Origin of the sequence: Microcoleus sp. EPA2 (assembly GCA_020882975.1) — a bacterium.
Lineage (GTDB): Bacteria > Cyanobacteriota > Cyanobacteriia > Cyanobacteriales > Microcoleaceae > Microcoleus.
In genome coordinates this window covers 256,589-279,322 of the sequence record JAHRFD010000001.1, presented here as the reverse complement: position 1 = coordinate 279,322, position 22,734 = coordinate 256,589, and the positions used below count along the sequence as shown (strand labels likewise).

The window sequence follows — 22,734 nt, the reverse complement described above, 5'->3', positions numbered from 1 at the left end:
TTAGATAAGTGATTTTTACTCGATACATTAAGTTTAAACCAATTGTGAGATTTTCCATTAGTTGAGATAGTCCCCGACCTAAAAGGTTCGGGGATTCTAATTCATGGTTCGTGTTGATTAAGAATCAGGTTCGCCATCTTCAAATCGTCAAGGACAATCACATCGTGAACTACGCACCAAGCTTGTTTAATTGTTCAGTCTTTACGTTGTCTTGGGATTTTAAGATGAAATTTACCTAGTGGCCAATGCCTAAACGCCCAGCTAAAGCTGGAGCCCACGGCAAAAGTATAGCAATCATCAGAAACAAAGCCAACAAACCCAATGCTGCACGAGCGTCGTCAGGTTCAGTTAGCTCGTTGAGCGAGGGTCGCTCCAAATTCCGCTGTAAAATCAGAATCACCAGCCCCCAATACAGGGCTAAAGGATTAACGAAAGAAGCGATGGCTAATACCCCAAAAGTCACCAAAGTCGCGCGATTAGCAGTTTTCCGGCCGTAGATTGCTTGGACTATTCTACCGCCATCCAACTGTCCGGCTGGCATCAAATTAATCGCTGTAATCACCAAGCCCAACCAACCGATAACCACCAGAGGATGAACGTCCACAAGCTGCTGCTGCAAAGCTGCACCCAAAACCACTTTTGCCAAAGTTCCTACTAAAACCGAACCCTTAAAGAATTCTGCGGGAATTTGAAACAAACTGCCGGGGTGAGAAAGTAGCAAACCGACTACCAGCATTAATACAGCAACTATTCCCCCGGCTGCTTCTCCCGCCATGGAGATGTCAAATAGCACTTTGCGGTTAGGTAGCAGGGACTCAAAACGATCGATCGCCCCAAAAGAACCTATTTGCCAAGTTGGTATAAAAAATGGCCAACTCAAGTTAATCTGATACCGATTTGCTACGACTCGGCGAGCAATTTCACGAGAACCTAAAACCGCCCAAATTCCTGATGCAATGGGTAAAACTTCTGGGTATCTCCCTGGCGAACTAAAGAAGTCAAAACCCCGGAGCAATCCACTGGTTTCTAATGTAGTAGCAATTGTTGCTAGGAGCAGCACCACTGCTAGGATTTTTTGAGATAGGGTACTTGGCTGGGGGTCGTTGTCGCTGGGTAGGATGATAACTACTGGTTTGTCGTCTTGATTTTCTACTAAAAACAGTCGGTAGCGCGAACCCAGTCTGGTTTGTAAACTTGCCGATAGCCGCGAGTGTACTTGTTCTGGATCTCCCCGCAGATTCCCTTTTAAAATCAACCCGTCTTGATAGGGAATTGTTTCTGTGGCAAAGAAAGTATCGATGCCAAAGATACCTTGAATTGCTTTTAAGTCTTCGGCGGGGACTGGAATGATTTCTAATGGATTAGTGTTGGGGGACGAGGTTACAGTTTTAACTGGTGGTGTGGGGGGTTCCGGCTGGGACTCTGGGGCCCCATTGCGATCGTTGATAGACTTTTGTTCCCTAGTATCGGGAAGATCGGCGCGCGATCGTAACACTCTATCTCCCTGGGCCGATCGCACTTCCCTGCCCAGATAAATGTACAATCCGGTTGATACTACTAGCATCAACAATACCGCCACTAGATTTAGGTAAATGCCAACAGAGAACAAACCAAAAAACAACAGCCAGGGAGTCATCAGCACTACTGACTGCAACCAAGCCAAAATCCCTAGTTTGCCTTCATTTTTGGCGCGATAAAAACCCCTACCTAGGATTCCTACAGCAACTAATAGTAGGGCAATGGTTGCCGTATTTTCCGATGTCATCATTGTTTCCATTCCTGTGGCTGGCACTAATAGTATTAAATTTGGGGGAATATAAAATAAAGTTGCTGCGAACATATCCAAGTATTTCATTCAATAACTAGCCAGATCAATAAGGATAACCTCAGAAGGGCACTCGCCGGACAACCTGTTTCTGCTAGCTTCAGTTCAGTTGATTTAACTATTGACAATTAAACTTTTGTATGGTATCGCGATCGCAAAAAGTCTAAGGCTGACTTGACCGACGTGGAGACGTTCTTAGAAATACTTGACTTGGAGAGTTAACCTGTGTCCACCGACAGGATGCCGGGATACTACCTGACCCAGATAGGCGGTGTTTCGCATTTGTTGTGCGAAACAAATGCCACACAAATGCGCAACAAATAAGGTTTGAGCCGCTCTCTAATTTTCAGTAAAGAACGGCTCAAAGCATTGCTGTGTAAAGGTTTTAGTTAACGGGTACGGCAGGACTCGAACCTGCGACTCGCTGCTTAGAAGGCAGCTACTCTATCCACCTGAGTTACGCACCCAAATCAAAAAAACAAAAATTTAGCTAGAATTTGGCTAACAGGAGTATTGTATCGTGACAGTGTGCGATCGAGCAAGTAAACATTTCATAAAAGTTTGAACAGACCGCCAAGCCCATAGCAGGATGGTTAATTTACAATAAAAGCCGATCGCAGGACAAGAACTGAGGTAAGGTGTAGAGATGAGTTGGAATGCAGCTCAAAAACAACCGATCCAAATCGTCCACCAATAGAAATACTGGTCACAGACTATTATCAAGCACAGCACCTCGGCCATGACAGGAGTCAAATCGCAGTGTCATGTTTATTCTGAAACGGCAGGATGTTGAAATCACCAATTTTCAACACCCAAAACGGGATCAGCAAATCCCTATTCTCAATTATCAGGGGCAGACGTTCCGCCTAATCAGCGCTTTCAACGGCAAACAAGCAGAAGACGCTAGAGCCTTGTGGCGGGACTTAACCGACAACAAAGGCAAAGCCTGCGTTCTGCTGGAAGAGCCGGATAGATATAGCGTCTGGGGAAAAGTTCGTCTAGACCAGCTTGTCGCTGAAGAAGCGACAGGTAATGACGCAGCAAAACCACCCCTGTTCGCACAGGGTTGTTTACTGCTTCTCCAAGCTGTTTACTTTGATGTAGAAGACCTCCTAGGGGCAAGGCAAGCCACATCGTTTCAGAAAGATATCGCCAAGGTATTTCAACAGGGAAACTTCCCCCAGGCAGACTCCCCTGATGCGATCAAAAATTGGCTCACCGTTAGCCCCTTAAAAGGTCTGAAGCTACCCCCTTGGCAAGAGCAGCATCTTAAGACATTGTTACAAGAGCTGCACCGCTTGGGGAAATCATATTTTGGCAATACCGACTTTGCTGAGGGAGTGAGCGATGTGTTGGAAGATATGCCAACACAGGACCGCAATCAGTTTATCGATTGGCTCAAAAAATCCGCCCTCAACAAATTGTGGATCGCAGGCTAAAAATTTTAGACAATTGCTTAGACAATTGGGAAATACTGAAGACCGGGATCTAAATGCGGCAAAGAATATCGAAGGATGGTTTGCGGGAATTTTGATTCCGATTCCTTCGGAGCGAACGGCAAGCTCTGCCGAGATTGCTTGTGGAGTAGACTAAATTCTCTTGAGTCATCTGGAGACTACGAAGCAAGAAGTAAACAGCAAGCCTGTTCAGTTAACCCTGTTAAGGATTTGCATAGGTTTTACAGAGCAACTCAGACAATTGCAGTGTAGGCGGTACGCGATATGTAGTTGGGATTGCCAACTGGTATTTTCGACCAAATTGTTCCTTCGGTTTGGGTGCCACCTACTGTCTGGCAATTGAACTGCTAGTTAGGTCTTTTGGAATCCCTATGAGTAGCACTTCAGAAAAGTCATCTACATCTTCATCTTTATTGTCAGCTCAGACTCTAGTCATTATCGGCATTGTCTGGGCTGTCATGGCGCTGCTGTTTTTTTTACTGTTCAGCGTTCCCCTCTCCCAAGAAGAGGGCTTGCCTCTTTGGTACTCCATCGGCACCTATGTTTTTGAATGCGGGGCCTACCTCGGAGCAGCCATAGTTTGTTTTAGAAACTGGAAAAGTCCTCACATGGCTAGCGGACGCAACGTCTGGCTGGGCATTGGTTTGGGGATGCTGTTCTACTTTATCGCCGGGGTGCTATTTGGCATTTGGGAGCTTTATTTTGAGGTCAGCCCAGATGTGTCCCCAGCAGATGCCTTCTATCTAGGCAGCTACGTGGTACTGATTGGTGGCATGGTGATAGCTGTTACCTCCAAGCGCCTGAATCTAGAAATTTGGCAATGGGCTCTGTTATCGGCAATAGCAGCCTTGGGTATTGTGATAGCTATCTGGGTGGCAGCACCTGACTCTTGGAGGGCACAGCTAGGACTCGCGCCGGCATCGACTCAGGAAGTAGTTACAGAAACTGCACCTGAGTCCACTAAGTCAACAACGAAAGCTCCGGCTTTAAAAGACTCGTCTACCTCACAGGCTAAAGCAGCGACAGCCTCTGTTGCTAAGCCGGCACCAGAGGAGACAGAAGCAGCAGAAACTAAAGCTCCCGCATGGGTGATGGCACTAGACAAGCAACTGTCACCCTATGCCTATGCCATCAATCTGTTTTACATTGTGGGGGACGTTTTTCTACTGATTATTGCCACAGCATTGCTGCTGGCATTTTGGGGAGGACGTTTTTCTCAATCTTGGCGGATGATTGCTGCTGCAACTTTTTCACTCTACATCGCAGATATGTACTTTAAATGGCGTGATACTCAGGCTGAGGGTACTTATCAAAGTGGCAGTTTGCTGGAAGTATTTTTTGTTTTCAGCGCTATTTTGTTCGGCATAGGAGCTGTGCTAGAACATGATATTTCAACCCGTTCTCGCCAAAGCAGGCGCAGTAGGCGGGCTGCTTAAGGATTTGATATTTGAGGATTGTTGGCAAACTTTTTGGATACAAAAGCTTTGTAGCCCTGGCCAACATTTCTCAGATTCAAATTAACCAACAACCGAAATTCAGAGTTGGTTGACCTTTAGACTGCCCTTGAACAAGTCTTTTTGCTGGAAAACTTGGCATGACGCCCACTAAACTCTCGGATTCAGATAAGCGCGAAATCATCAGACTGTACCGACAGTCGAACGAGAATACTATCACTCTGGCAAAGCACTACGGGGTCAGCAGTTCTACAGTCAGACGCATCCTTCAGAGTGCTTTGTCTGAGCGGGAATACGAATCTTTAGTCCAGCAAAAACAAAAGCGTTTACCCGATCGCCCAATTATTTCTCAAGATACACCCATGAAAGTGGACTCGTCCTCCTCTGTAAGTGACTCCTATCCTTTATCTCCAAGTGTTGCCCCATCAATGCCCACCAATTTGAGACACAGAACCCCACAGCCCTCTTTATCAGCCTCCTCGCCAGTTGCTGAGATCGGGGAGCAAGGTCATATTTACTCAGATTTGGATGTTGCTGGCGCATCGGAAGTCAGACACCAGAATCCTGTCGCACGCAGTGACTACATGGATGTGACTGGGGATTTAAAGGTAATAGTGCCAGAAGCAGGAGTTCTCGGAGGGGAAGATTTTAGGGATTTTGACGAGGATGAGGATGATTTAGATGAGGATGATTTAGATGACTTCGACGGCGAGGATGTCGATGATGATGATGACTCTCTGTTAGAAGCAAGTTTGCTAGGTTTGCGATCGTCCGATGACTCGTTCCAGCTTCGGGGACACACCCTGATTCAAATTTTACCTTTTAGCCTCGCGTCTCTTCCCAAAATTTGTTATTTGGTAGTCGATCGAGCTGGGGAATTAATCACTAGACCTTTGAAAGCTTTTGGCGAACTGGGTCAAATTCCTCCCGAAGAATTGCGCGAGAAAACGTTGCCCGTTTTTGACAACCACCGAGTAGCTAGGCGATTTGCTACTCGCCATCAAAGAGTTTTTAAGATTCCTGATGGCAAGATGCTACAAAAAACAGCACCTTATTTACAAGCTAAGGGAATTACGAGGCTGTTAATTGACGGTCAGGTTTACTGCTTAGTTGAGCCTTTCTAATTCGATCCCAAGTTATCAGATATCTTCCTCTAGTTCGGCTCTGTCAGTAACTGGTTCTGAAGCCGAAAGCATCCATAGCGGTTGGAGAATTGCACCTCCTAATATTCCCACACTCAGACTGATAGCTAAGACTACCCCTACGGGCATTGGTATGGATTGGAACAAGGTAAAGTTTAGGGATACTGGCGTAGCATTTTGGACGGAGATAATGCCGATGGCGCTGACCAAAATTGCTAGTAAAAAACTAATGGCGATTAAAGGAATTGTTTTCATATAACGGTTGATATCGTTTCCGGTTGCATGGAAATTATTTAACCACAGAGAACGCAGAGAACACAGAGGGAGATCGGAGAGATGAATACAGGACGATGCTACCGGATTTGATATGACAAATTTATAATTAAGCTAATACACTTGCTTTATAATCGAAATCTGTGTCAAAGTTTTATTTTTGCCAATATTAAATTACTAAATAATATACCACAATAGATTCGGAAAAGTCAAGGGAATATCCGAAATTTTGAGGTTGATTTTTACTGCACAATCAAAAAAAATCGCCACAGCAACAAATCCCATTTTGTTGCAAATATATAGTTTTTTGACATCTAAAATAAATTGAATGAGGTTAAGCAGATACTTAGTCAGTCCTGGACGCGCGGGGGGTAAAAAAACTGGTTTATGCTTCAAGATCTCAGACCAGAGAGCGACGTTTTTTCAAATAAACCGGGTTTTTTGTCTCTAGGACTGTTTGTAAAAAACCCGGTTTCTAGTACCCCATGCGTAAGTCCTCAATTAGTAAAGTGTGTAGCACACCTTGCAGCTATAGTTATTAGCTAAATCCTATCGTTCTCAAACCCCAGGGGTAAGGGGTCTGGGTGGGAAGAAATAGAAGTTTAAACAGGTTCTAGCTGAGAAATTACCTGTTTCATGTGGGCGGCGATTTTGGCTTCTTTTTCCACAGAATTTGTTTCCATGTAAACCCGCATCAAGGGTTCAGTCCCCGAAGGCCTTAAAAGTATCCAGCCACCATCTTCCAGATAGAGTTTAATTCCGTCTTTGCGGCCGATTTCCTTGACGCCAATGCCAGCTACTTCCGAGGGTGGGTGATTAGTGAAAGAGGCTAAAACTGCTGCTTTGTGGGCATCGTCGAGGTGCAAGTCAAGACGTTGGTTGTACAGGGGGCCGTCGGCTTCGCGGATGGCTTCTTCCACTAGCTGAGAAAGGGGTTTTCCTTCGTAGGCGATCGCCTCTGCGACCAGCATATCAGCCAAAATCCCATCTTTTTCGGGGATGTGCCCCAACACGCTCAAACCGCCGGATTCTTCGCCGCCGATGAGTACCGCTGTTTCTCGCATTTTTTCGCCGATATATTTAAAACCGACGGCGGTTTCGTAGATTTTCAAGCCGTACTTGGCGGCCATATTGTCCAGCAAGTGGGTAGTGGCGACGGTACGGACGATCGCCCCTGTTAGGCCTTTATTCTTCACCAAGTGACGCGCTAGCAACAACAGCACAGTATTTGGAGTCAAGACATTGCCTAACTCATCCACAATCCCAAAGCGATCGCTGTCGCCATCTGTGGCCAAGCCCAAATCCGCCGCATCTTTTTTAACAGATTCTACCAACTCAACCAATTGTTCGCCCTTGGGTTCGGGCATTCCACCACCAAAGAGTACGTCGCGGTAGGTGTGAAAACTTTCTAAATCGCAGCCGCAGTGTTCCAAAACCTCGTCTAGATAGCCACGAGAAGTCGAATAGAGGGCATCGTACTTGACTTTTAATTTAGCTGATCGAATCCGTTCTACATCGATCAAGGTATAGAGAAACTTGAGATATTCGGGCTTGGGATCGAAACTAGAAATTTTATCGTTGTGGCTGCCTTTAGCTGGGGCATCAGACGCACCAGCAATATTTGCCACAATTGTATCAGTAATTTCCGGGGTAGCTGGGCCGGCGTAGTCGGGGATGTATTTGATGCCGCAGTAAGGTGCGGGGTTGTGGGAAGCCGTGAACATCAGGGCCCCGGCGGAGTTTAAATGCTTGGCGCTGTAGGCAATAACTGGTGTGGGGCAATCGCGATCGACCAGTTTCACTGTCCACCCCAAATCTGCCAGTACCTCCGATGCAGTGCGGGCAAACTCGTCTGCCAGAAAGCGGGTATCGTAGGATACTAGCACTGGGCGGTCTTTGGTGTAAGCGGTTTCGAGATAACTGGCGATCGCCCGCGTCACTTTACGCACGTTAGCAAAAGTAAAGTCATGGGCAATCAGTCCCCGCCACCCGTCTGTTCCGAACTTGATTTCCGTTGAATTGCTGCTACTGCTCATGTTCGCCACTCCTTTTGATTTTATCTGTAATTAATCGTACTAGAAGGCTATGCTATCGACGCCGATCGGCAGTGTACTTTTCCTACCCAGCGAGTACCTAGATACTATAAGCTGCTACGCATCCTTATTTTCGATCGCCCCCTGAAGATGGCATCTTTAACAGGACTTACCCACGGCGGTGAAATACCAGGTTGTTTCCTCAATATTTATCCAAAAAACGACTATTTTGAGAAAAAACCAGATTTTGTGCATCCAGGACTATTTAACAAACTTGCAACTATGTCTCGATCGCATAAATCTGATTTAAATTGATAATTTAAGTTTTTCTTTATAATAGCCTCACACCAAATATGTTAGGATTTCTTAACAATTGGTTAACAATCAGCTCCGTAATCTAGTCAAAGACCAATTAAATTTCACCAGCATGGCGAAAGTTCGCCCTAGAGCTAATTAATGTATAGAATTATTAAAAACGGAGGCGATAGTGAATAATCTGTCACAGGTAAATTTAAAAAAATTACACACCACAGATCGAAATCAGAATAGACATACTCTACTGTCCCAAAGTATTACCAGTTCAGACCCTAGCGAACTCTCTAAAGCTAATTCAGACAGCCTAAATTTTACTTCTTTAGCAGTTAACTGGTCAAAAAAATATTACAGTCTAGTAGTTGCCAGAAAAAACCAAACACGGTGTCTCATACTTCAAAATCCACCGTCAATAAATGAACCAGAAAATAGAACCAAAATAGTTGAAAAATTGAGGGAAACCCTGAAAGTAGCGAGCGAGATAGCTTGGAGAAAAGTAGAAGCTATTTTAGGAGGAGAAATAGAGTTTCAAGGCATCGATTCTAGGTTAATTAATCCTGTAGAAATTGTCTCAAATACTCGCCAATTGTATAGTAAAGCAATAGACGCTTACGGCGCTCTAGAATCGGTTTCCCGTTTGTCCGTGTTGGTGGGAAAACCTATTATTGAACTGAGGCGGAAATATTCACAAATCGAGCCGTTAGTTCTAGGATTTGTGACCTTGGAGTTTCAATTAACCCAAAAAATTTTGTTGGGATGTCTTTCGGAGTTAGAGCGGACGCAATTTTCACCGTACTTAAAAATTGTAGATGATTACCTGCACATTCCCTACGGTGAGATTAACCAGGCTGCTGCGAATCTCCCCACGAATTCACAAGCCCTATTAGCCGTACAGCACCTGTTGCCACATACGACTCAGATTGCTAATGCGGTGTACCATCGCGCTACTTCGCACCATCAAGGATATCGTAGCAGTAGCGGGTATTTAACCGATGAGGATGTAAAAATTTCTGGAATTCGGGATATTGAGATTTTTCAAAATTATTTATGCTGGTGCGTTTTGGAAGATAGCTTTCGCCCGGTACAGCAAGAATTATTTCCAATTTGCGTGATGTTATATCCCAAACTTCATGTAAGCTGGGAATTGGTGCAGGATATGTTGTTGATTTTGTTTTGGGAAATATCCGATCGCCTTGCTGCTGAAGATTTAATCGTATTTTTACCTTATTTGCGTACTGTGACAGAGATGTTTTCGAGTGATGTATTTGAAAATTAGGGAATGGGGTATTGGTAAGGGGTAATGGGTAATTGCAATTCTCTATTTAAAATTCCAAGCGGCAATTGCTAAGCATACCCAACCGACAATATAAGCCACTCCTCCCAAGGGGGTAATTGCGCCCAGTAATTTGATATTAGTTAGACTGAGGGCGTACAAACTGCCTGAAAAAATTAATGTACCGACAATAAAAGCCCATCCAGAAACTGCAAAAAAGGTTTGAGATGCCTCGGCACGGCTCAAGATTAATGCCACAAATAATAAAGCCAGGGCGTGATACATTTGATAGCGGGCACCTGTCTCAAAAATTTCTAAAGAGCGATCGCTTAATTTGTCTTTTAAAGCGTGAGAGGCAAAAGCCCCACCAGCGACGGATAAACCTCCGAATAGGGCTGCGGTTGCAAGGAAGATGCGCGTTAAGATTAGTGATGACATTATTTAATCATGAATAGCTGTTTATTTAATTTTAGGGTGCTGTGGGGATGGTCGATCGAGAAATCAGTTTTTTTAACATCACACCTCTGGCATAATTAGTGTGGAACAGCCTGATAGCCTGTTTTTGACTGTCTTTTTAGGAAATGTCTATCTGACTGTCTAAACCACCTAGTTTCCAGGAGTAGGAGTGCTTCCAAGGCTGTGTGATGCGCTTTTCCCCCATCCTCCCCAAATTCTCGCTAAATTAAAGAAGTGTAACAACTACTCAGGCACTACCAAGGAGATATCTATGCCTCGCGTCAGAGCACCAGAATTCCCCACCAATTACCCATGGTTAAATACCGACAAACCCATCTCCATCGAATCCCTCAAAGGCCGCGTCGTCATCCTTGACTTCTGGACATACTGCTGCATCAATTGCTTGCACGTCCTCCCAGACTTAAAATACCTGGAACAAAAATACCCTGATTCCCTCACGGTTATCGGCGTTCATTCTGCCAAATTTGATAATGAAAAGGAAGTGGAAAATATCCGCCAAGCTATCCTCCGCTATGATATTGAACATCCCGTAATCGTAGACAGCGAGATGACAATTTGGCAAAATTATGCTGTCCGTGCTTGGCCGACTTTAATGGTAATCGATCCAGAAAGTTATGTCATCGGTTACGTTTCTGGTGAAGGCAATCGAGAAGCACTTGATGAGTTAGTTGGTAAATTAATTGAGGAATACAAAGAGAAAAATGCCATCAACTTTGAAGCCCTCAGTTTCAGCTTAGAAAAACAGCGCAAACCTCTATCCACACCTCTGGCTTTTCCTGGTAAAGTGCTGGCATTTGCAATTACGGCAACTGAGGCAAAACAGCTTCATCAACATGAGGCTCTTTTGGGAGAAATGACGGAGGATAGCGAATCTGTAGACGAAATTATAGAAGCAGGACCTGCGAATTCAGTCATACAAAGCTTAGTCGGTTCCTGCTTGTTTATTGCTGATTCAGGACATAATAGGATTGTGGTTAGCACCATCGAAGGTGAAGTTCTGCACGTCATCGGTACTGGGAAACCGGGTTTAACGGATGGTAACTTTGAAGAAGCTGAGTTTTTTGCTCCCCAAGGAATGGCTTTTGATGCAGAAAGTCAAATTCTTTATGTTGCTGATACCGAAAATCACGCTCTTAGAACAATTGATTTTACTACTGGGCAAGTCCAAACTATTGCTGGTAACGGTGAACAAAGTCACGAAATTGTACCGCAGAGTGGTAAGGCTTTAGAAATACAGTTGAATTCGCCTTGGGATTTGGAAAGAGTTGGACATAGGCTGTTTATTGCAATGGCGGGCTCGCACCAAATTTGGGAAATGAATTTAGATACGGGAATTATTGGTACTTATGCGGGTAATGGGCGAGAATCCTGTGTTGATGGGAATCTGGCAGAATCTGCTTTTTCTCAGCCTAGTGGGCTGGCTACGGATCGATTGGAGTTGTTTGTGGCTGATAGCGAAATTAGTTCGATTAGGGCGATCGGCATTGATGAAAATCCACAAGTGCGAACTGTCTGTGGTAGTGGTGACTTGTTTGGTTTTGGCGATCGAGATGGTCGCGCTGATGAGGTAAGATTGCAGCACTGTTTGGGTGTGGAATACGCTCAAAATTATCTTTGGATTGCTGATACTTACAATCACAAAATTAAGCGGATAGACCACCGAAGTGGTATATGCAGAACTATGGTTGGAGATGGTACTCCCGGTCATGTTGATGGTCAAGGTATCAGTGTTCGCTTGTTTGAACCTTCAGGATTAAGCGCGATCGGACCTCATTTGTTTATTGCTGATACAAATAATCATGCTATTCGCTTAGTTGAGTTAAATACTCTGGAAGTGAAAACTTTGGATTTCCCTGGTTTGTGCGCTCCTGATGTTTGTGTTCCCGATCGCGCCTTTGGCAATACCTGAGTGCTGGGTAAACCCCTCTAACAATTATACTAAGTTTGTAGTGAGGAATTTATAGCAGTCGCCAAGGCCCTTTATATTGTTTCCGGTTGCATCGTCAGGTGATTTAACCGGACCTAGAACGCTCCAGAACACAGAGGGAGATAAGAGAGATGAATACAGGACGATGCTACCGGATTTGATATTAGTCATTGCTCCCTTCGACTCCGCTCAGGGAGCAATGACTAAAGCACCTTAACAGCCTTGGCGGTTGCTATATCAGTCCCGATCGGGAGAAAAACTTAAAATTCGGAAGAACTGAGCAATCGCATGATTTTTTCCACATCGTTCAACTCTCCCACAATACGTCTGACAGGTTTTGGCCAAACTTTAATCAAAGTAGGAGTAGCAGAAATCTGATCTTTTTCGGCTTGTTCGGGATGCTTAAAAACGTCAATTACTTTTAAGGTATAGGGATAGTGCAGGGCTTTTTCTAACAATTGGTGTACGGTTTCAAGAGTTCGTTCCGTATTAGCATTGTTGCCGGAAACAAACAACCGCAGCACATAGCCTTGAGTTTCGGCGTGTTCGGTAAGTGCAGTGGGTAGAGGAATCTGGGTTTGCTGTGGCTTTGGGAATCGGGAAAGAGGTACCATGCCGGAACTGCGAAATTCCGATCGAGATTCTGCGTTCTTCCAATGTATAACTAGGTCATGATTCTCCCAAAGTTCGGGGAATTGTTGGTGATAAGTAGCGATCGCCATGGGCTCACACATTTCTTCCACACGGGGGTGCCAAACCAAATCACCAGTCTCAAAAACCGCATTTAGCAGCGTTTGGTGTCGCATCACAGGTGGGTAGGCTTCAGCGGCAATTCGCAACTGCCGATCGCGCGGATCTAGCCAACAGTCAACAGTAGCGGTGTAGCAAGGCACTAAAAAATGTGGCGGTTCCGACAAACCAAGTATGGACTGTAGGGCTACGCACAATTGCAAGTGCCACCGAGCTTGCTTGCATGAGTCTATGCAGTAGATTAAATCTCCACCTGGTGTAAAAAGTGCAATGCCTTTGAAAATTTGGGGCAAGGGTGGGCGATCGGCTTTCAATGAAGTACACGAATAAAAGTTAAAAGATAGATAGATTACTGGCTGCCTCAAGGCTGCAACTAGGTTGGTTCCCCGGCTGGAAAATCCGGGGTTTGCACGCAAACAGCCATAACAGTTAAGTGTTAACTGTTGATACTTGATTTTTAGACACGACCTCGAAGCATTTGGGCCATTTCGTTAGGAGATGGGGACTGTTCGATACAAATCTCTTCTGTAATCCGACCTTCTTGATAAAGCCCGTAAAGAGACTTATTCATCGTCGTCATACCCTCATAGGTATCTTTGATCATAATTTGGTTAATTTCTTCATTTTGCCCCTTCATGATGTATTCCTTAACCACGTCTGTATTGATCAGAACGTCGTGGAAGGCTGCCCGCTTGCCATCGGTGGTTTTACACAGCAGTTGAGCGATGATTGCCACTAGAGATTCAGCCATAGAAACCCGTAGAGCCGGTTGTTCTTCTGAACCAAACATATCCAGAATCCGATTCAGGGTTTTGACAGCGCTGTTGGTGTGCAACGTCCCCGCTACCAAGTGACCTGTTTGGGCAGCTTTCAGGGCGATTTCCACTGTTTCTCTGTCGCGAATTTCCCCTACTAGCATCATGTCGGGGTCTTGTCGCAGGGCCCCTTTCAGGGCGTTGATAAACTTGAGGGTGTGTCGGCCCACTTCCCGGTGCTTGATCAAAGATTTTCGACTGGTGTGTACAAATTCTACAGGGTCTTCGATCGTAATAATGTGGTGAGACTTATTTTTGTTGATGTAATCAATCATGGCGGCCATAGTGGTGGACTTACCGGAACCCGTGGGCCCTGTCACCAAAATTAGACCTTTGTGATAGCCACATATTTTCCGAAATACCTCTGGTAGCTTCAACTGCTCCATGGTCAAAATTTCGGCTGGAATGAGCCGCAATACCATAGCAGGGCCTGCTAAAGAGTCAAAGGCGCTGATCCGAATGCGGACAAAACCAAAGTCGAAGGCACCATCAAAATCTAGGTTTTTCTGGAAGTAGGCAATTTCATCATCAGTCATGCACTCCCGCAGCCAACCCATGAACATATCTAAATCTGTTAGGGGATAGCCAGCATCAGTAATTTCACCGCGCTTGCGGAAGCGGGGGATCTCGTTGACTCCCAAGTGCAAGTCAGAAATGCCTTCTTCTTTGGCTCGCAGAACGAGTTCTCTCAAACTCGGGTGTCCATTGTTTCCTGAGCTGGACTCTTTGGATGGGGCAAAGGATTGGGGGGCTGGTGCGGCCGGAGGCGGGGCGGATGGTGGTGCTGGTGGTGGTGCTGGTGGCAATCCTCCGGTTTTGGCAATGCCAGGAGCTGGAGGACGGGGTGGCATACCTGGGGGTGGTGGAGCACCAGGTACGGGGGGGCGAGGAGCTGGCGGACGCTGTTGTGTCATATGCGCTACCTAAATGTTGGCGAAAAGGCTTAGTTGAGCGAATGATTTGTGGAAGTCGGGGAATGTTAAACGCGATTTTGCGTGTCTTCAACAAAAGCTTAACTTTTCACATTAGTCTATCTCAAGAGGGAGCAAAACAGCGTTATCCCAACAGGAATTTTATTCCCTACATCCTATACCGATCGCGATCGGTATAGGATAAACAATAGATATTTTGAATCTCTTGAGAATTTTTTTTAGGTCTAGAGTTGTCACTGCGCCCGCAGTATAAATTATTACCGATATTTGTATTGAAAGGATTGGAATCTGATGAATTCTGTTGATGTGGCTTTTACTCCAGCTCTGGAATTGGCGAAGTCGATCCGCGATCGAGAGGTGTCCCCCCTGGAACTTGTCAATGTTTACTTGGAACGGATCGATCGCTTCAACCCCCAACTGGGCAGTTATTTTACCGTGATAGCCGATCGGGCTCAAGCCCTAGCTAAATCTCAAACCGAACAACTAGCTGGCTTCAACAAATCACAAGAATTGCCACCTTTTTTCGGAGTGCCGATCGCGATCAAAGACTTAACACCTGTTACGGGCATTCCCTGTACCTATGGCACTCAGGCTCTTGTCGATAATATCTCAGCCTACGATGAATCAGTAGTATGGCGGATCAAAGCAGCCGGATTTAACATTCTGGGCAAAACAGCAACTTCTCAAATTGGCTCATTACCTTACACCGAACCCCCAGGTTTCCGCCCAGCGCGCAATCCCTGGAACCGAGACTACACGCCAGGAGGTTCCAGTGGTGGCTCAGCGGCGGCTGTAGCAGCAGGTTTATGCGCGATCGCCCAAGGTTCAGACGGCGGCGGTTCAGTTCGAGGCCCAGCTTCCTGCTGCGGTTTAGTGGGCATTAAACCCTCGCGAGGACGAGTTTCCTGGGCCCCTGTCGGAGATTATCTCAGTGGCATTTCTGCCAACGGCCCTCTAGCCCGCACAGTCGCTGATGCGGCCGCCCTGTTGGATGTCATGTCAGGCTACACCACCGGCGATCCTTATTGGCTTCCAGATCCAAATCCCACATTTTTAGAGTCAGCAAGTCAAAAGTTAGGCAAGTTGCGAATTGCTTTTTCTACCTCTGTTTTCCCTGTGGGGGAGGCTTCGGCTGTATGTCAACAAGCGGTGCTCGATACCGTAAAGTTACTGACTGATTTAGGTCACGATGTGGAACCTGGATGCCCGGATTTTACGGGTTTGATCGAGCCGTTTACAGCAATTTGGCAGACTGGAGCGGCTGCAAGTGGCATTCCAGCCTCTGTTTTGCAACCGATGAATCGCTGGCTGTTGGAAAGAGCTATTTCGGCTGGGGAATATTTGCGGGCTGTGCATCAAATCCAGGTGATTTCGCGGCGGATTGTGGGATTCTTTGAAAAATTTGATGTGTTAGTTTTGCCGACTTATATGCACTCGCCGATTCAGATTGGTGAGTGGGCAGATTTGAGTTGTGAAGAAACTTTGGCTCATATTATTAATTGGATTGCTCCCTGTCCACCGTTTAATGCTAGTGGCCAACCGGCGATCGCACTTCCGGCAATTTTAGATAGTAATGGTTTACCTGTGGGGATTCAAATTATTGGTAGACCGGCGGCGGAAGCTACTTTAATTGCTTTGGCGGCGCAGATGGAAGCGGCGAAACCTTTCCCAGTTTTGGATTTTACCTGAAGTGGGAAAATTTTGAGAATATAGTAGTGATGTGTTGGAAAACATCCTCCTATGGTCTATTGACATGAACATTAAAAAAACTTTCACATGGCTATCCTCGTTGGCGAGTATGTCGATCGCGATCGCGATTAACACTTTCAGTGGCACTTTTGCTCCCGCACAAGCGGCCCAAACGGTTGTGGTTCGCAAAGGTTTTTTAGAATCTTCCATATCTGTAGCGGATTTGCGATCCCTTGTGGAAACCGGAAAAGTCCCGGATGGCCTTCAAAGTTACGCCAATCTTCTCTCCTCCGAACAACGGAGTCAAATCTTTGGAGCTCTCAAAGCCAAAATTCCGCTGAATGTAGTCGGACTCAGCAGCTTGCTGAATACTCGCGTTGGTACTGCGATTCTCGCGGATCTCACCACTGTTATACCTAGGCGTGACGGTGCCGGTGTCGAAGCACTACGAGCGGCCTTAGTTTTGGGAGCAAATCAGCCTGAAGGTTTGTCTGTATTGAGTTTTATTGAAAATTATCCGGGGCGACGGGTAGTAGTGGATCTCGATCGCGCTTTTGCGGTGTTGGCCAATTTGAATACTGGTTTCTGGCAAACTCAACGGTTTATGGCGGCCATCGCACCTCAGTTAGGGGCCAATAAAGCAGCGCTGAATCTGCCCTTTGATGCTAGCCAAGCCGGCCCGAATGCAGTGCAGGTACTTAAGCTAGATTTAAATGATACCGCCCGCGATCGACGTATTCCCGTTGACGTTTATTGGTCCAAGGCGGCGACAGCCGACAAGCCGACGATCGTGTTTTCTCACGGTTTGGGTTCTGTGCGTACAGATTTGCGCTATTTAGCCGAACATTTAGCGTCTCACGGCTATGTGGTAGCAGCTTTGGAACATCCCGGAAGCAATGAAGCCAACACTAATGCTGCGATTGTTGGTCAATCACGGTTGATAGCTCCTCAAGAGTTTTTGAACCGTCCCAAGGATATCAGTTTTGTCCTCGATGAATTGGCAAAATTGAACAAAACAGATGTTAATTTGCAGGGAAAAATTGCGATCGACAAATCCATGGTAATTGGATATTCCTTCGGTGGCGCAACTGCTTTGTCCTTAGCCGGGGCCGAGATGCAATTGGGCCGTCTTAAACAGCGGTGTCAGGCGGATTTGATTACTTTAAGTTTGGGCGAAGGCATTCAGTGTGCGGCCGCCGGATTATCTGAAGAACGTTATCAATTGCGCGATCCCAGAATTAAAAGGGCGATCGCCATGAATCCTACAACTTCTTTATTATTTGGAGAAACAGGTTTAAGTAAGATAGAAATTCCCACATTAATAGTTGCTGCTTCTGCGGATAAAACCACCCCGGCTTTGGTCGAACAAATTGTCGGATTTCCCCAAATCCCCTCTCCCAAATGGCTAGTTGGGTTTGTGGGCGCAACCCATTTAAGTGTGAAAGACCCCAGCACAACTTTAGATCAAGTTGATAAGCCGAGTACAGTGATTACCGGTGATGAAGTAGTCGGCGATAAAGCTGTTAGTATTCGCAACTATATTAAAGCTGTAAGTTTGGCGATGGCTGCTCAAATGACGGCGGATGCTGATAAGTATGCAGTTTTTTTAACACCCGATTATGCCCAATTTGCTTCTACACCAGCACTTCCGGTGCGACTGGTTACAGAGATTCCCCCGGAAGCTAATGCAATTGTACAAAGTTTTATGGAGCAGAATAAGTAGGGCCTAGGGAACTTCTGCTGCCCTTCGCTCCAGAGTCGAAGGGTAGTAGAAGCCTACCTAACAAAGCTTGAGAACTGCTATAACTAATAACTAATAACAAACAACAAATAATAAATAATATCGTTTCTGGTTGCATAGTCAGGATTTAACCACAGAGAACGCAGAGAACACAGAGGGAGATACCAGAGATGACTACCTGGGGGGGTGACAAAGAGGTTTAGGAGATAGACCGAACAAGGGTTGCAGCCTGTATACCCCGTTGATAAAAGCCATGTTGATTTCGAGTTAACTTCATTAACTCTTGAATTTCTAATGAATGCCGATCGAGATAATCAACCCACTGCTCTCCATCGAAACCGCTTTCTGTTTACTAAAACCCTTGTTGGGACTGTCTTATTTTTAGTGGGCAATAGTCAAACAAAATATGTGCCATAGTGTTTTGAAATGGAGAATTCAAAATACTGTGCAATAAAATCAAAATTCGGGGCATTAAACAAAAAAAAGCGACGGAGAGGGTGGGATTTGAACCCACGGAACCTTTCAGTTCACCTGATTTCAAGTCAGGCGCATTCGACCACTCTGCCACCTCTCCAGGTGGATACACTCTATCATACCAGTAGTTGTCCCTAACCACAAGTAGTTGCAGATTCAGTCCGCCGATACAGAATTTGTTCTGTTTCCACAGAGAAATCTTTACCCACCCACACTAAAGATACTTCCGACACTACTCCAGTATCAAGTTCCACGAGGGAGAAATTTCGTAGTTTCGAGCAATCTTTGTCTACAATTCGCGGTACTCTAGCTGCATTCAAATATACCGTACCCTCGGCCCTCACCACCGACTTCCGAAACTCGTGTTTGATGTGGCGGAGTTGATGGTGCATATGCCCAAAAGTTACCAGAGGTATCCGTTTGCCAGAATTACGAGTTTTCTCGATCGCCTGGGCAAAGTCTGGATCGCCCCAATCCCCTCCCAGCGGCTTCCAATCTCGTCCGCAGACATCTTCAGGAGCCTCTCCTAAGCCAGTTGGGCCTGTGTGACCCAAAAAAATCACATTTTCGCAATCAGCGTCCGCAGCCGCAAGTGCAATACGTTGCGCCGACTCCTCAAAACTCTCTACCCCAAACCACTCCGAGTAAAAATCCCCATACTTCCAATCCGATCCGCCCCACGTAAACGGGCGACTTCCTACGACTGTTACGCCCAATTCGGGAAAATCTCGTTTCCCGTAACCGACGTGAGCTTCTCCCATTAAGTCTATTTGCTGTTTGACGCGATTTTCTTGTTGGCGATCGTAAGGACACTTACTGCGCCCCCAATCCGTCGCCGTGTACCAAGCATCGTGATTCCCAAACACAGCGGCTTTCGGAATATCCAATTGGGCAATCGCCCGCACCACATCCACCGACTCATTCCCAAAATCTCCCACAAACAGCACCAAATCAACACCCAGATGCTTTAGGGCCTCGCCGTCTTCTGCTTCCCACTGATCGTGAACATCTCCCACCACTGCAATTTTGATAGATTTAGTCTGATTCATTTGATTTGCCCTGTGCGATCGCTTCCCCCCTCTTATCAGCATAGGAAACAGCGACCAATTTTTACACATCCCCCCAACCAATTTTAGATTTGAGATGGGTTCAACGGAACTCCCAGTCTTTTTTGGTGAATTCAACTATAATTCAAAGTACACTTTAGCTTTCTTCACCACCTTTCGCGGAATATTTTAACTGTGTTTACCACCGCACGTTCTCCCAACCTGACCCAAAGCAGACTGCCCGATGACTTGTTTGCAGCCATTAAAGCCCTCAAACAAGAGTTGAACGCCGTCATTCTCGCCCATTATTACCAAGACTCAGACATTCAAGACATCGCCGATTTCATTGGTGACTCCCTGGAACTAGCCAGGAAAGCAGCCAACACCAATGCCGATGTCATCGTGTTTGCCGGTGTCCATTTTATGGCAGAAACCGCCAAAATCCTCAATCCCGACAAATTAGTATTGTTGCCCGACTTGAATGCTGGGTGTTCCCTAGCCGAAAGTTGTCCTCCCGAAGCCTTTGCAGCCTTCAAAGCCGATCGGCCAGGACATTTGGTAATTTCCTACATTAATTGTACGGCCGCAATTAAGGCAATGAGCGATATTATTTGCACCAGTTCCAACGCCGTAAAAATAGTCAACCAAATCCCCGAAAACCAGCCGATAATTTTCGGTCCAGATCGCAATCTAGGCCGGTACGTGATGGAACAAAGCGGTAGAAAAATGGAACTTTGGCAAGGAGCTTGCATCGTCCATGAAAACTTTTCAGAAAAAAAGATAGTTCAACTCAAAATCGAAAATCCCGAAGCCGAAATCATTGCCCACCCAGAATGCGAACCTCCCGTACTGCGCCATGCTAACTATATTGGCTCAACCACGGCTTTGCTGAAATATTCTCAATCTAGTTCCAGCAGTGCTTTCATTGTAGCGACTGAGCCGGGAATCATTCACCAAATGCAAAAGCAAACACCTCACAAACACTTTATTCCCGCGCCTCCAAACAACAATACTTGTGCTTGTAATGAATGTCCACATATGAGATTAAATACCTTGGAAAAATTGTATCTAGCCATGAAAAATCAAACCCCAGAAATTACCATGCCTCAAGATCTGCAAATAGCAGCTTTAAAGCCAATTCAGCGAATGCTAGAAATGAGTTGACGGTTCACTGTTGACGCTTCACTGTTAATAATCAATCTCTTCTAGGGTGGGTTGGGCGCAGCGATTCAATTAAGTCATTCCTTTAAACATCAGGGACGATAAATGATTTCAGAACAACTAATTATTTTCACTCGCTATCCAGCACCGGGACAAGCCAAAACTCGATTAATTCCTGTACTCGGAAAAGAAGGAGCAGCCAACCTTCACCGCCTGATGACTCAAAGGACGATCGCCCGCGCCCTCTCTCTTCAAAACTCCCGCCAATTATCCGTAGAAATTCACTACACAGGGAGCAGCCAGCAACTAATGGAAGACTGGTTGGGAACTGAGATTATTTATCATCAACAGTCCGAAGGAGATTTGGGCGCAAGAATGCTAGCAGCCTTTCAAAAATCCTTTAATTTCGGGATTGAAAAAGTTGTAATTATCGGTACTGATTGCCCACAATTAAAAGAACAGATGCTGGCCAAAGCTTTTGACGCTCTCAATGATAAAGATCTAGTTTTGGGACCAGCAAAAGATGGGGGTTATTATCTAATCGGGCTGCGTTGCCTGATACCTGAATTGTTCGACGGGATTCACTGGGGAAGCAGTGAAGTATTTGCTAAAACCCTGGCGATCTCTCAAAATCTAGGTCTAAATATTGGTGTTCTCCCTACTTTAGTAGATATCGATAGACCAGAGGATCTTATCGGTTTAGATATCAATATTTTGCGATAATCAAAATTAGGACAATTTAGCATAATTCATTAGTAATTGTCATCGATAATTACAAATAATTACTTGCTTAGGAAGCCACGATGTCATAATATAGTAATTGTATTTGTCTAACCAAATACTGACTCTCAGTAGTGGTTAGACAGCGCTTGAGAGAATTCTCTCAGGCGCGATAAAAATCAATTAATACCAGATACAGCCTTTCTCAGGTAGATGACGTCATCATCGTTAAGGACAGGATAGGTAATAGGTAATTGCAGGAGTGGCATAAATGGGCAAATCATACCTTAAGCTTTGTAAAAAAAACAACTCTAACGGCGTTATTTATGGGAGCATCCCGATTTTGCATAGGTGAAGCATGACCGCAGACAATTTATTAGGGAGAACCAGAGATTTACAGCCGTCATGCTATAGCCTATACGAATATATTGGCACTCATTGAGATGCACCCTTATTTATTTTGTATGCCTGAAACTGAAACTGCAAATCTCAAAATTTCTATTATCATTCCCGTCTTAAACGAAGCTCCGACGATCGCCAAAGTCATCTCCACCGCCCGCAATGCCGAAAATGTCGAAATAATAGTCGCTGACGGCGGCAGTCAGGATGGCACTGCGGAAATAGCCAAATATGAAGCCGATCGAACTATTTTCACCACACCAGGCCGCGCTACCCAAATGAATGCAGGTGCTGCCGCCTCCACCGGAGACATCCTCTTGTTCCTCCACGCAGACACTCATTTACCCCAGGGCTATGATGTTAGCGTCCGTCAAGCACTCACGAATCCCTCCATAGTGGCGGGAGCCTTTGAACTCAAGATTGATGCGCCTTTGCTCAGCCTGCGGCTAGTAGAAACAGGGGTAAAGTGCCGATCGCACTTGCTAGAAATGCCCTACGGGGATCAAGCCATTTTCCTCAAAACAGATACCTTTAACCAAATCGGTGGCTTTCCTAACTTGCCAGTGATGGAAGACTTTGAATTTGTGCGGCGATTGAAAAAACAAGGCCGCATCAAAATAGTACCCATGGCAGTCCTCACCTGTGCGCGCCGGTGGCAGCAGCTTGGGGTAATCAAAACCACCGCCATCAATCAAATAGTAATTATTGGTTATTTTCTGGGATTATCGCCCGATCGACTCGCTTTCTGGTATAGAGGACAAAAGAAAAATTATTCTCAAAACTAAAGAATAGTGAACTTTTCTAAAGCTCGCAGCCAATTTTGCAAATAGGCTA

The 22,734-nt window shown here is 45.6% G+C and carries 18 protein-coding genes and 2 tRNA genes; 11 read left to right on the top strand and 9 right to left on the bottom strand.

All coding sequences use genetic code 11. From position 1 onward, the window contains the following. Positions 1-235: 235 nt before the first annotated feature. Positions 236-1,768, bottom strand: coding sequence for a site-2 protease family protein (locus tag AAFP14_RS01120; protein ID WP_341730746.1), 1,533 nt, complete (start codon positions 1,766-1,768; stop codon positions 236-238). Between the two features lie 450 nt (positions 1,769-2,218). Continuing rightward, positions 2,219-2,292, bottom strand: a tRNA-Arg gene (locus AAFP14_RS01115). 297 nt (positions 2,293-2,589) lie between these two features. Between AAFP14_RS01115 and AAFP14_RS01110 the strand changes: the two genes are divergently transcribed. The 3 genes from AAFP14_RS01110 to AAFP14_RS01100 all read left to right on the top strand — a co-directional run bounded on the left by AAFP14_RS01110 (position 2,590) and on the right by AAFP14_RS01100 (position 5,860). Continuing rightward, positions 2,590-3,264 (top strand): Npun_F0813 family protein, encoded by a 675-nt coding sequence (locus tag AAFP14_RS01110; RefSeq protein WP_341730497.1) that lies wholly within the window; start codon positions 2,590-2,592, stop codon positions 3,262-3,264. A gap of 389 nt (positions 3,265-3,653) precedes the next feature. Beyond that, positions 3,654-4,718, top strand: a complete 1,065-nt coding sequence (locus AAFP14_RS01105; protein ID WP_341730496.1) for a hypothetical protein — start codon at positions 3,654-3,656, stop codon at positions 4,716-4,718. A 158-nt stretch (positions 4,719-4,876) separates the two neighbouring features. Further along, positions 4,877-5,860, top strand: coding sequence for a hypothetical protein (locus tag AAFP14_RS01100; protein ID WP_341730495.1), 984 nt, complete (start codon positions 4,877-4,879; stop codon positions 5,858-5,860). Between the two features lie 15 nt (positions 5,861-5,875). On the opposite strand, the gene AAFP14_RS01095 is transcribed toward AAFP14_RS01100, so the two are convergent. After that, positions 5,876-6,133 (bottom strand): LapA family protein, encoded by a 258-nt coding sequence (locus AAFP14_RS01095; protein ID WP_341730494.1) that lies wholly within the window; start codon positions 6,131-6,133, stop codon positions 5,876-5,878. 620 nt (positions 6,134-6,753) lie between these two features. After that, positions 6,754-8,187: a phosphoglucomutase/phosphomannomutase family protein gene (locus tag AAFP14_RS01090; RefSeq protein WP_341730493.1), complete on the bottom strand. Its 1,434-nt coding sequence runs from the start codon at positions 8,185-8,187 to the stop codon at positions 6,754-6,756. Between the two features lie 484 nt (positions 8,188-8,671). Between AAFP14_RS01090 and AAFP14_RS01085 the strand changes: the two genes are divergently transcribed. Next, a complete protein-coding gene (locus AAFP14_RS01085) occupies positions 8,672-9,772 on the top strand; it encodes a hypothetical protein (protein ID WP_341730492.1) in 1,101 nt (366 codons plus the stop codon). A 42-nt stretch (positions 9,773-9,814) separates the two neighbouring features. Here the strand turns inward: AAFP14_RS01085 and AAFP14_RS01080 are convergent, their stop codons facing one another. Beyond that, positions 9,815-10,207, bottom strand: a complete 393-nt coding sequence (locus AAFP14_RS01080) for a DUF423 domain-containing protein (RefSeq protein ID WP_341730491.1) — start codon at positions 10,205-10,207, stop codon at positions 9,815-9,817. Positions 10,208-10,496: 289 nt separating this feature from the next. Here AAFP14_RS01080 and AAFP14_RS01075 point away from each other — a divergent pair, with 289 nt between their 5' ends. Further along, entirely contained in the window at positions 10,497-12,155 is a 1,659-nt protein-coding gene (locus AAFP14_RS01075) for a thioredoxin-like domain-containing protein (protein ID WP_341730490.1), read from the top strand. 278 nt (positions 12,156-12,433) lie between these two features. Here AAFP14_RS01075 and AAFP14_RS01070 read toward each other — a convergent pair whose 3' ends face one another. After that, on the bottom strand, positions 12,434-13,237 hold the full coding sequence (locus tag AAFP14_RS01070; RefSeq protein WP_341730489.1) for a circadian clock KaiB family protein: 804 nt from the start codon (positions 13,235-13,237) through the stop codon (positions 12,434-12,436). A gap of 143 nt (positions 13,238-13,380) precedes the next feature. Continuing rightward, the gene (locus tag AAFP14_RS01065; protein ID WP_341730488.1) at positions 13,381-14,652 is read right to left on the bottom strand and encodes a type IV pilus twitching motility protein PilT; all 1,272 of its coding nucleotides are present in this window, start codon (positions 14,650-14,652) and stop codon (positions 13,381-13,383) included. 62 nt (positions 14,653-14,714) lie between these two features. On the opposite strand from AAFP14_RS01065, the gene AAFP14_RS01060 reads away from it, so the two are divergent. The 3 genes from AAFP14_RS01060 (at position 14,715) to AAFP14_RS01050 (ending at position 18,082) form a co-directional block, all read left to right on the top strand. Further along, positions 14,715-14,849: a hypothetical protein gene (locus AAFP14_RS01060; protein WP_341730487.1), complete on the top strand. Its 135-nt coding sequence runs from the start codon at positions 14,715-14,717 to the stop codon at positions 14,847-14,849. Between the two features lie 112 nt (positions 14,850-14,961). After that, positions 14,962-16,359, top strand: a complete 1,398-nt coding sequence (locus AAFP14_RS01055; protein ID WP_341730486.1) for an amidase — start codon at positions 14,962-14,964, stop codon at positions 16,357-16,359. 64 nt (positions 16,360-16,423) lie between these two features. Continuing rightward, entirely contained in the window at positions 16,424-18,082 is a 1,659-nt protein-coding gene (locus tag AAFP14_RS01050) for an alpha/beta hydrolase (protein ID WP_341730485.1), read from the top strand. A gap of 507 nt (positions 18,083-18,589) precedes the next feature. Here AAFP14_RS01050 and AAFP14_RS01045 read toward each other — a convergent pair. Then, positions 18,590-18,674: transfer RNA gene (locus AAFP14_RS01045), tRNA-Ser, on the bottom strand. Positions 18,675-18,708: 34 nt separating this feature from the next. Further along, positions 18,709-19,623: a TIGR04168 family protein gene (locus tag AAFP14_RS01040; RefSeq protein ID WP_341730484.1), complete on the bottom strand. Its 915-nt coding sequence runs from the start codon at positions 19,621-19,623 to the stop codon at positions 18,709-18,711. Positions 19,624-19,815: 192 nt separating this feature from the next. Here AAFP14_RS01040 and nadA point away from each other — a divergent pair, with 192 nt between their 5' ends. From nadA to AAFP14_RS01025, 3 genes are all read left to right on the top strand, one after another. Beyond that, positions 19,816-20,784, top strand: a complete 969-nt coding sequence (gene nadA, locus AAFP14_RS01035; protein ID WP_341730483.1) for a quinolinate synthase NadA — start codon at positions 19,816-19,818, stop codon at positions 20,782-20,784. 102 nt (positions 20,785-20,886) lie between these two features. Then, positions 20,887-21,504, top strand: a complete 618-nt coding sequence (locus AAFP14_RS01030; RefSeq protein WP_341730482.1) for a TIGR04282 family arsenosugar biosynthesis glycosyltransferase — start codon at positions 20,887-20,889, stop codon at positions 21,502-21,504. Positions 21,505-21,965: 461 nt separating this feature from the next. Then, complete coding sequence (locus AAFP14_RS01025) at positions 21,966-22,685, top strand: TIGR04283 family arsenosugar biosynthesis glycosyltransferase (protein WP_341730481.1); 720 nt, start codon at positions 21,966-21,968, stop codon at positions 22,683-22,685. Positions 22,686-22,734: the final 49 nt, after the last annotated feature.

Coding starts and splice junctions, on each gene's coding strand:
- AAFP14_RS01120 (WP_341730746.1), bottom strand. CDS start 1,768: ATGATGACATCGGAAAATACGGCAACCATTGCCCTACTATTAGTTGCT.
- AAFP14_RS01110 (WP_341730497.1), top strand. CDS start 2,590: ATGTTTATTCTGAAACGGCAGGATGTTGAAATCACCAATTTTCAACAC.
- AAFP14_RS01105 (WP_341730496.1), top strand. CDS start 3,654: ATGAGTAGCACTTCAGAAAAGTCATCTACATCTTCATCTTTATTGTCA.
- AAFP14_RS01100 (WP_341730495.1), top strand. CDS start 4,877: ATGACGCCCACTAAACTCTCGGATTCAGATAAGCGCGAAATCATCAGA.
- AAFP14_RS01095 (WP_341730494.1), bottom strand. CDS start 6,133: ATGAAAACAATTCCTTTAATCGCCATTAGTTTTTTACTAGCAATTTTG.
- AAFP14_RS01090 (WP_341730493.1), bottom strand. CDS start 8,187: ATGAGCAGTAGCAGCAATTCAACGGAAATCAAGTTCGGAACAGACGGG.
- AAFP14_RS01080 (WP_341730491.1), bottom strand. CDS start 10,207: ATGTCATCACTAATCTTAACGCGCATCTTCCTTGCAACCGCAGCCCTA.
- AAFP14_RS01075 (WP_341730490.1), top strand. CDS start 10,497: ATGCCTCGCGTCAGAGCACCAGAATTCCCCACCAATTACCCATGGTTA.
- AAFP14_RS01065 (WP_341730488.1), bottom strand. CDS start 14,652: ATGACACAACAGCGTCCGCCAGCTCCTCGCCCCCCCGTACCTGGTGCT.
- AAFP14_RS01060 (WP_341730487.1), top strand. CDS start 14,715: ATGTTAAACGCGATTTTGCGTGTCTTCAACAAAAGCTTAACTTTTCAC.
- AAFP14_RS01055 (WP_341730486.1), top strand. CDS start 14,962: ATGAATTCTGTTGATGTGGCTTTTACTCCAGCTCTGGAATTGGCGAAG.
- AAFP14_RS01050 (WP_341730485.1), top strand. CDS start 16,424: ATGAACATTAAAAAAACTTTCACATGGCTATCCTCGTTGGCGAGTATG.
- AAFP14_RS01040 (WP_341730484.1), bottom strand. CDS start 19,623: ATGAATCAGACTAAATCTATCAAAATTGCAGTGGTGGGAGATGTTCAC.
- AAFP14_RS01030 (WP_341730482.1), top strand. CDS start 20,887: ATGATTTCAGAACAACTAATTATTTTCACTCGCTATCCAGCACCGGGA.
- AAFP14_RS01025 (WP_341730481.1), top strand. CDS start 21,966: ATGCCTGAAACTGAAACTGCAAATCTCAAAATTTCTATTATCATTCCC.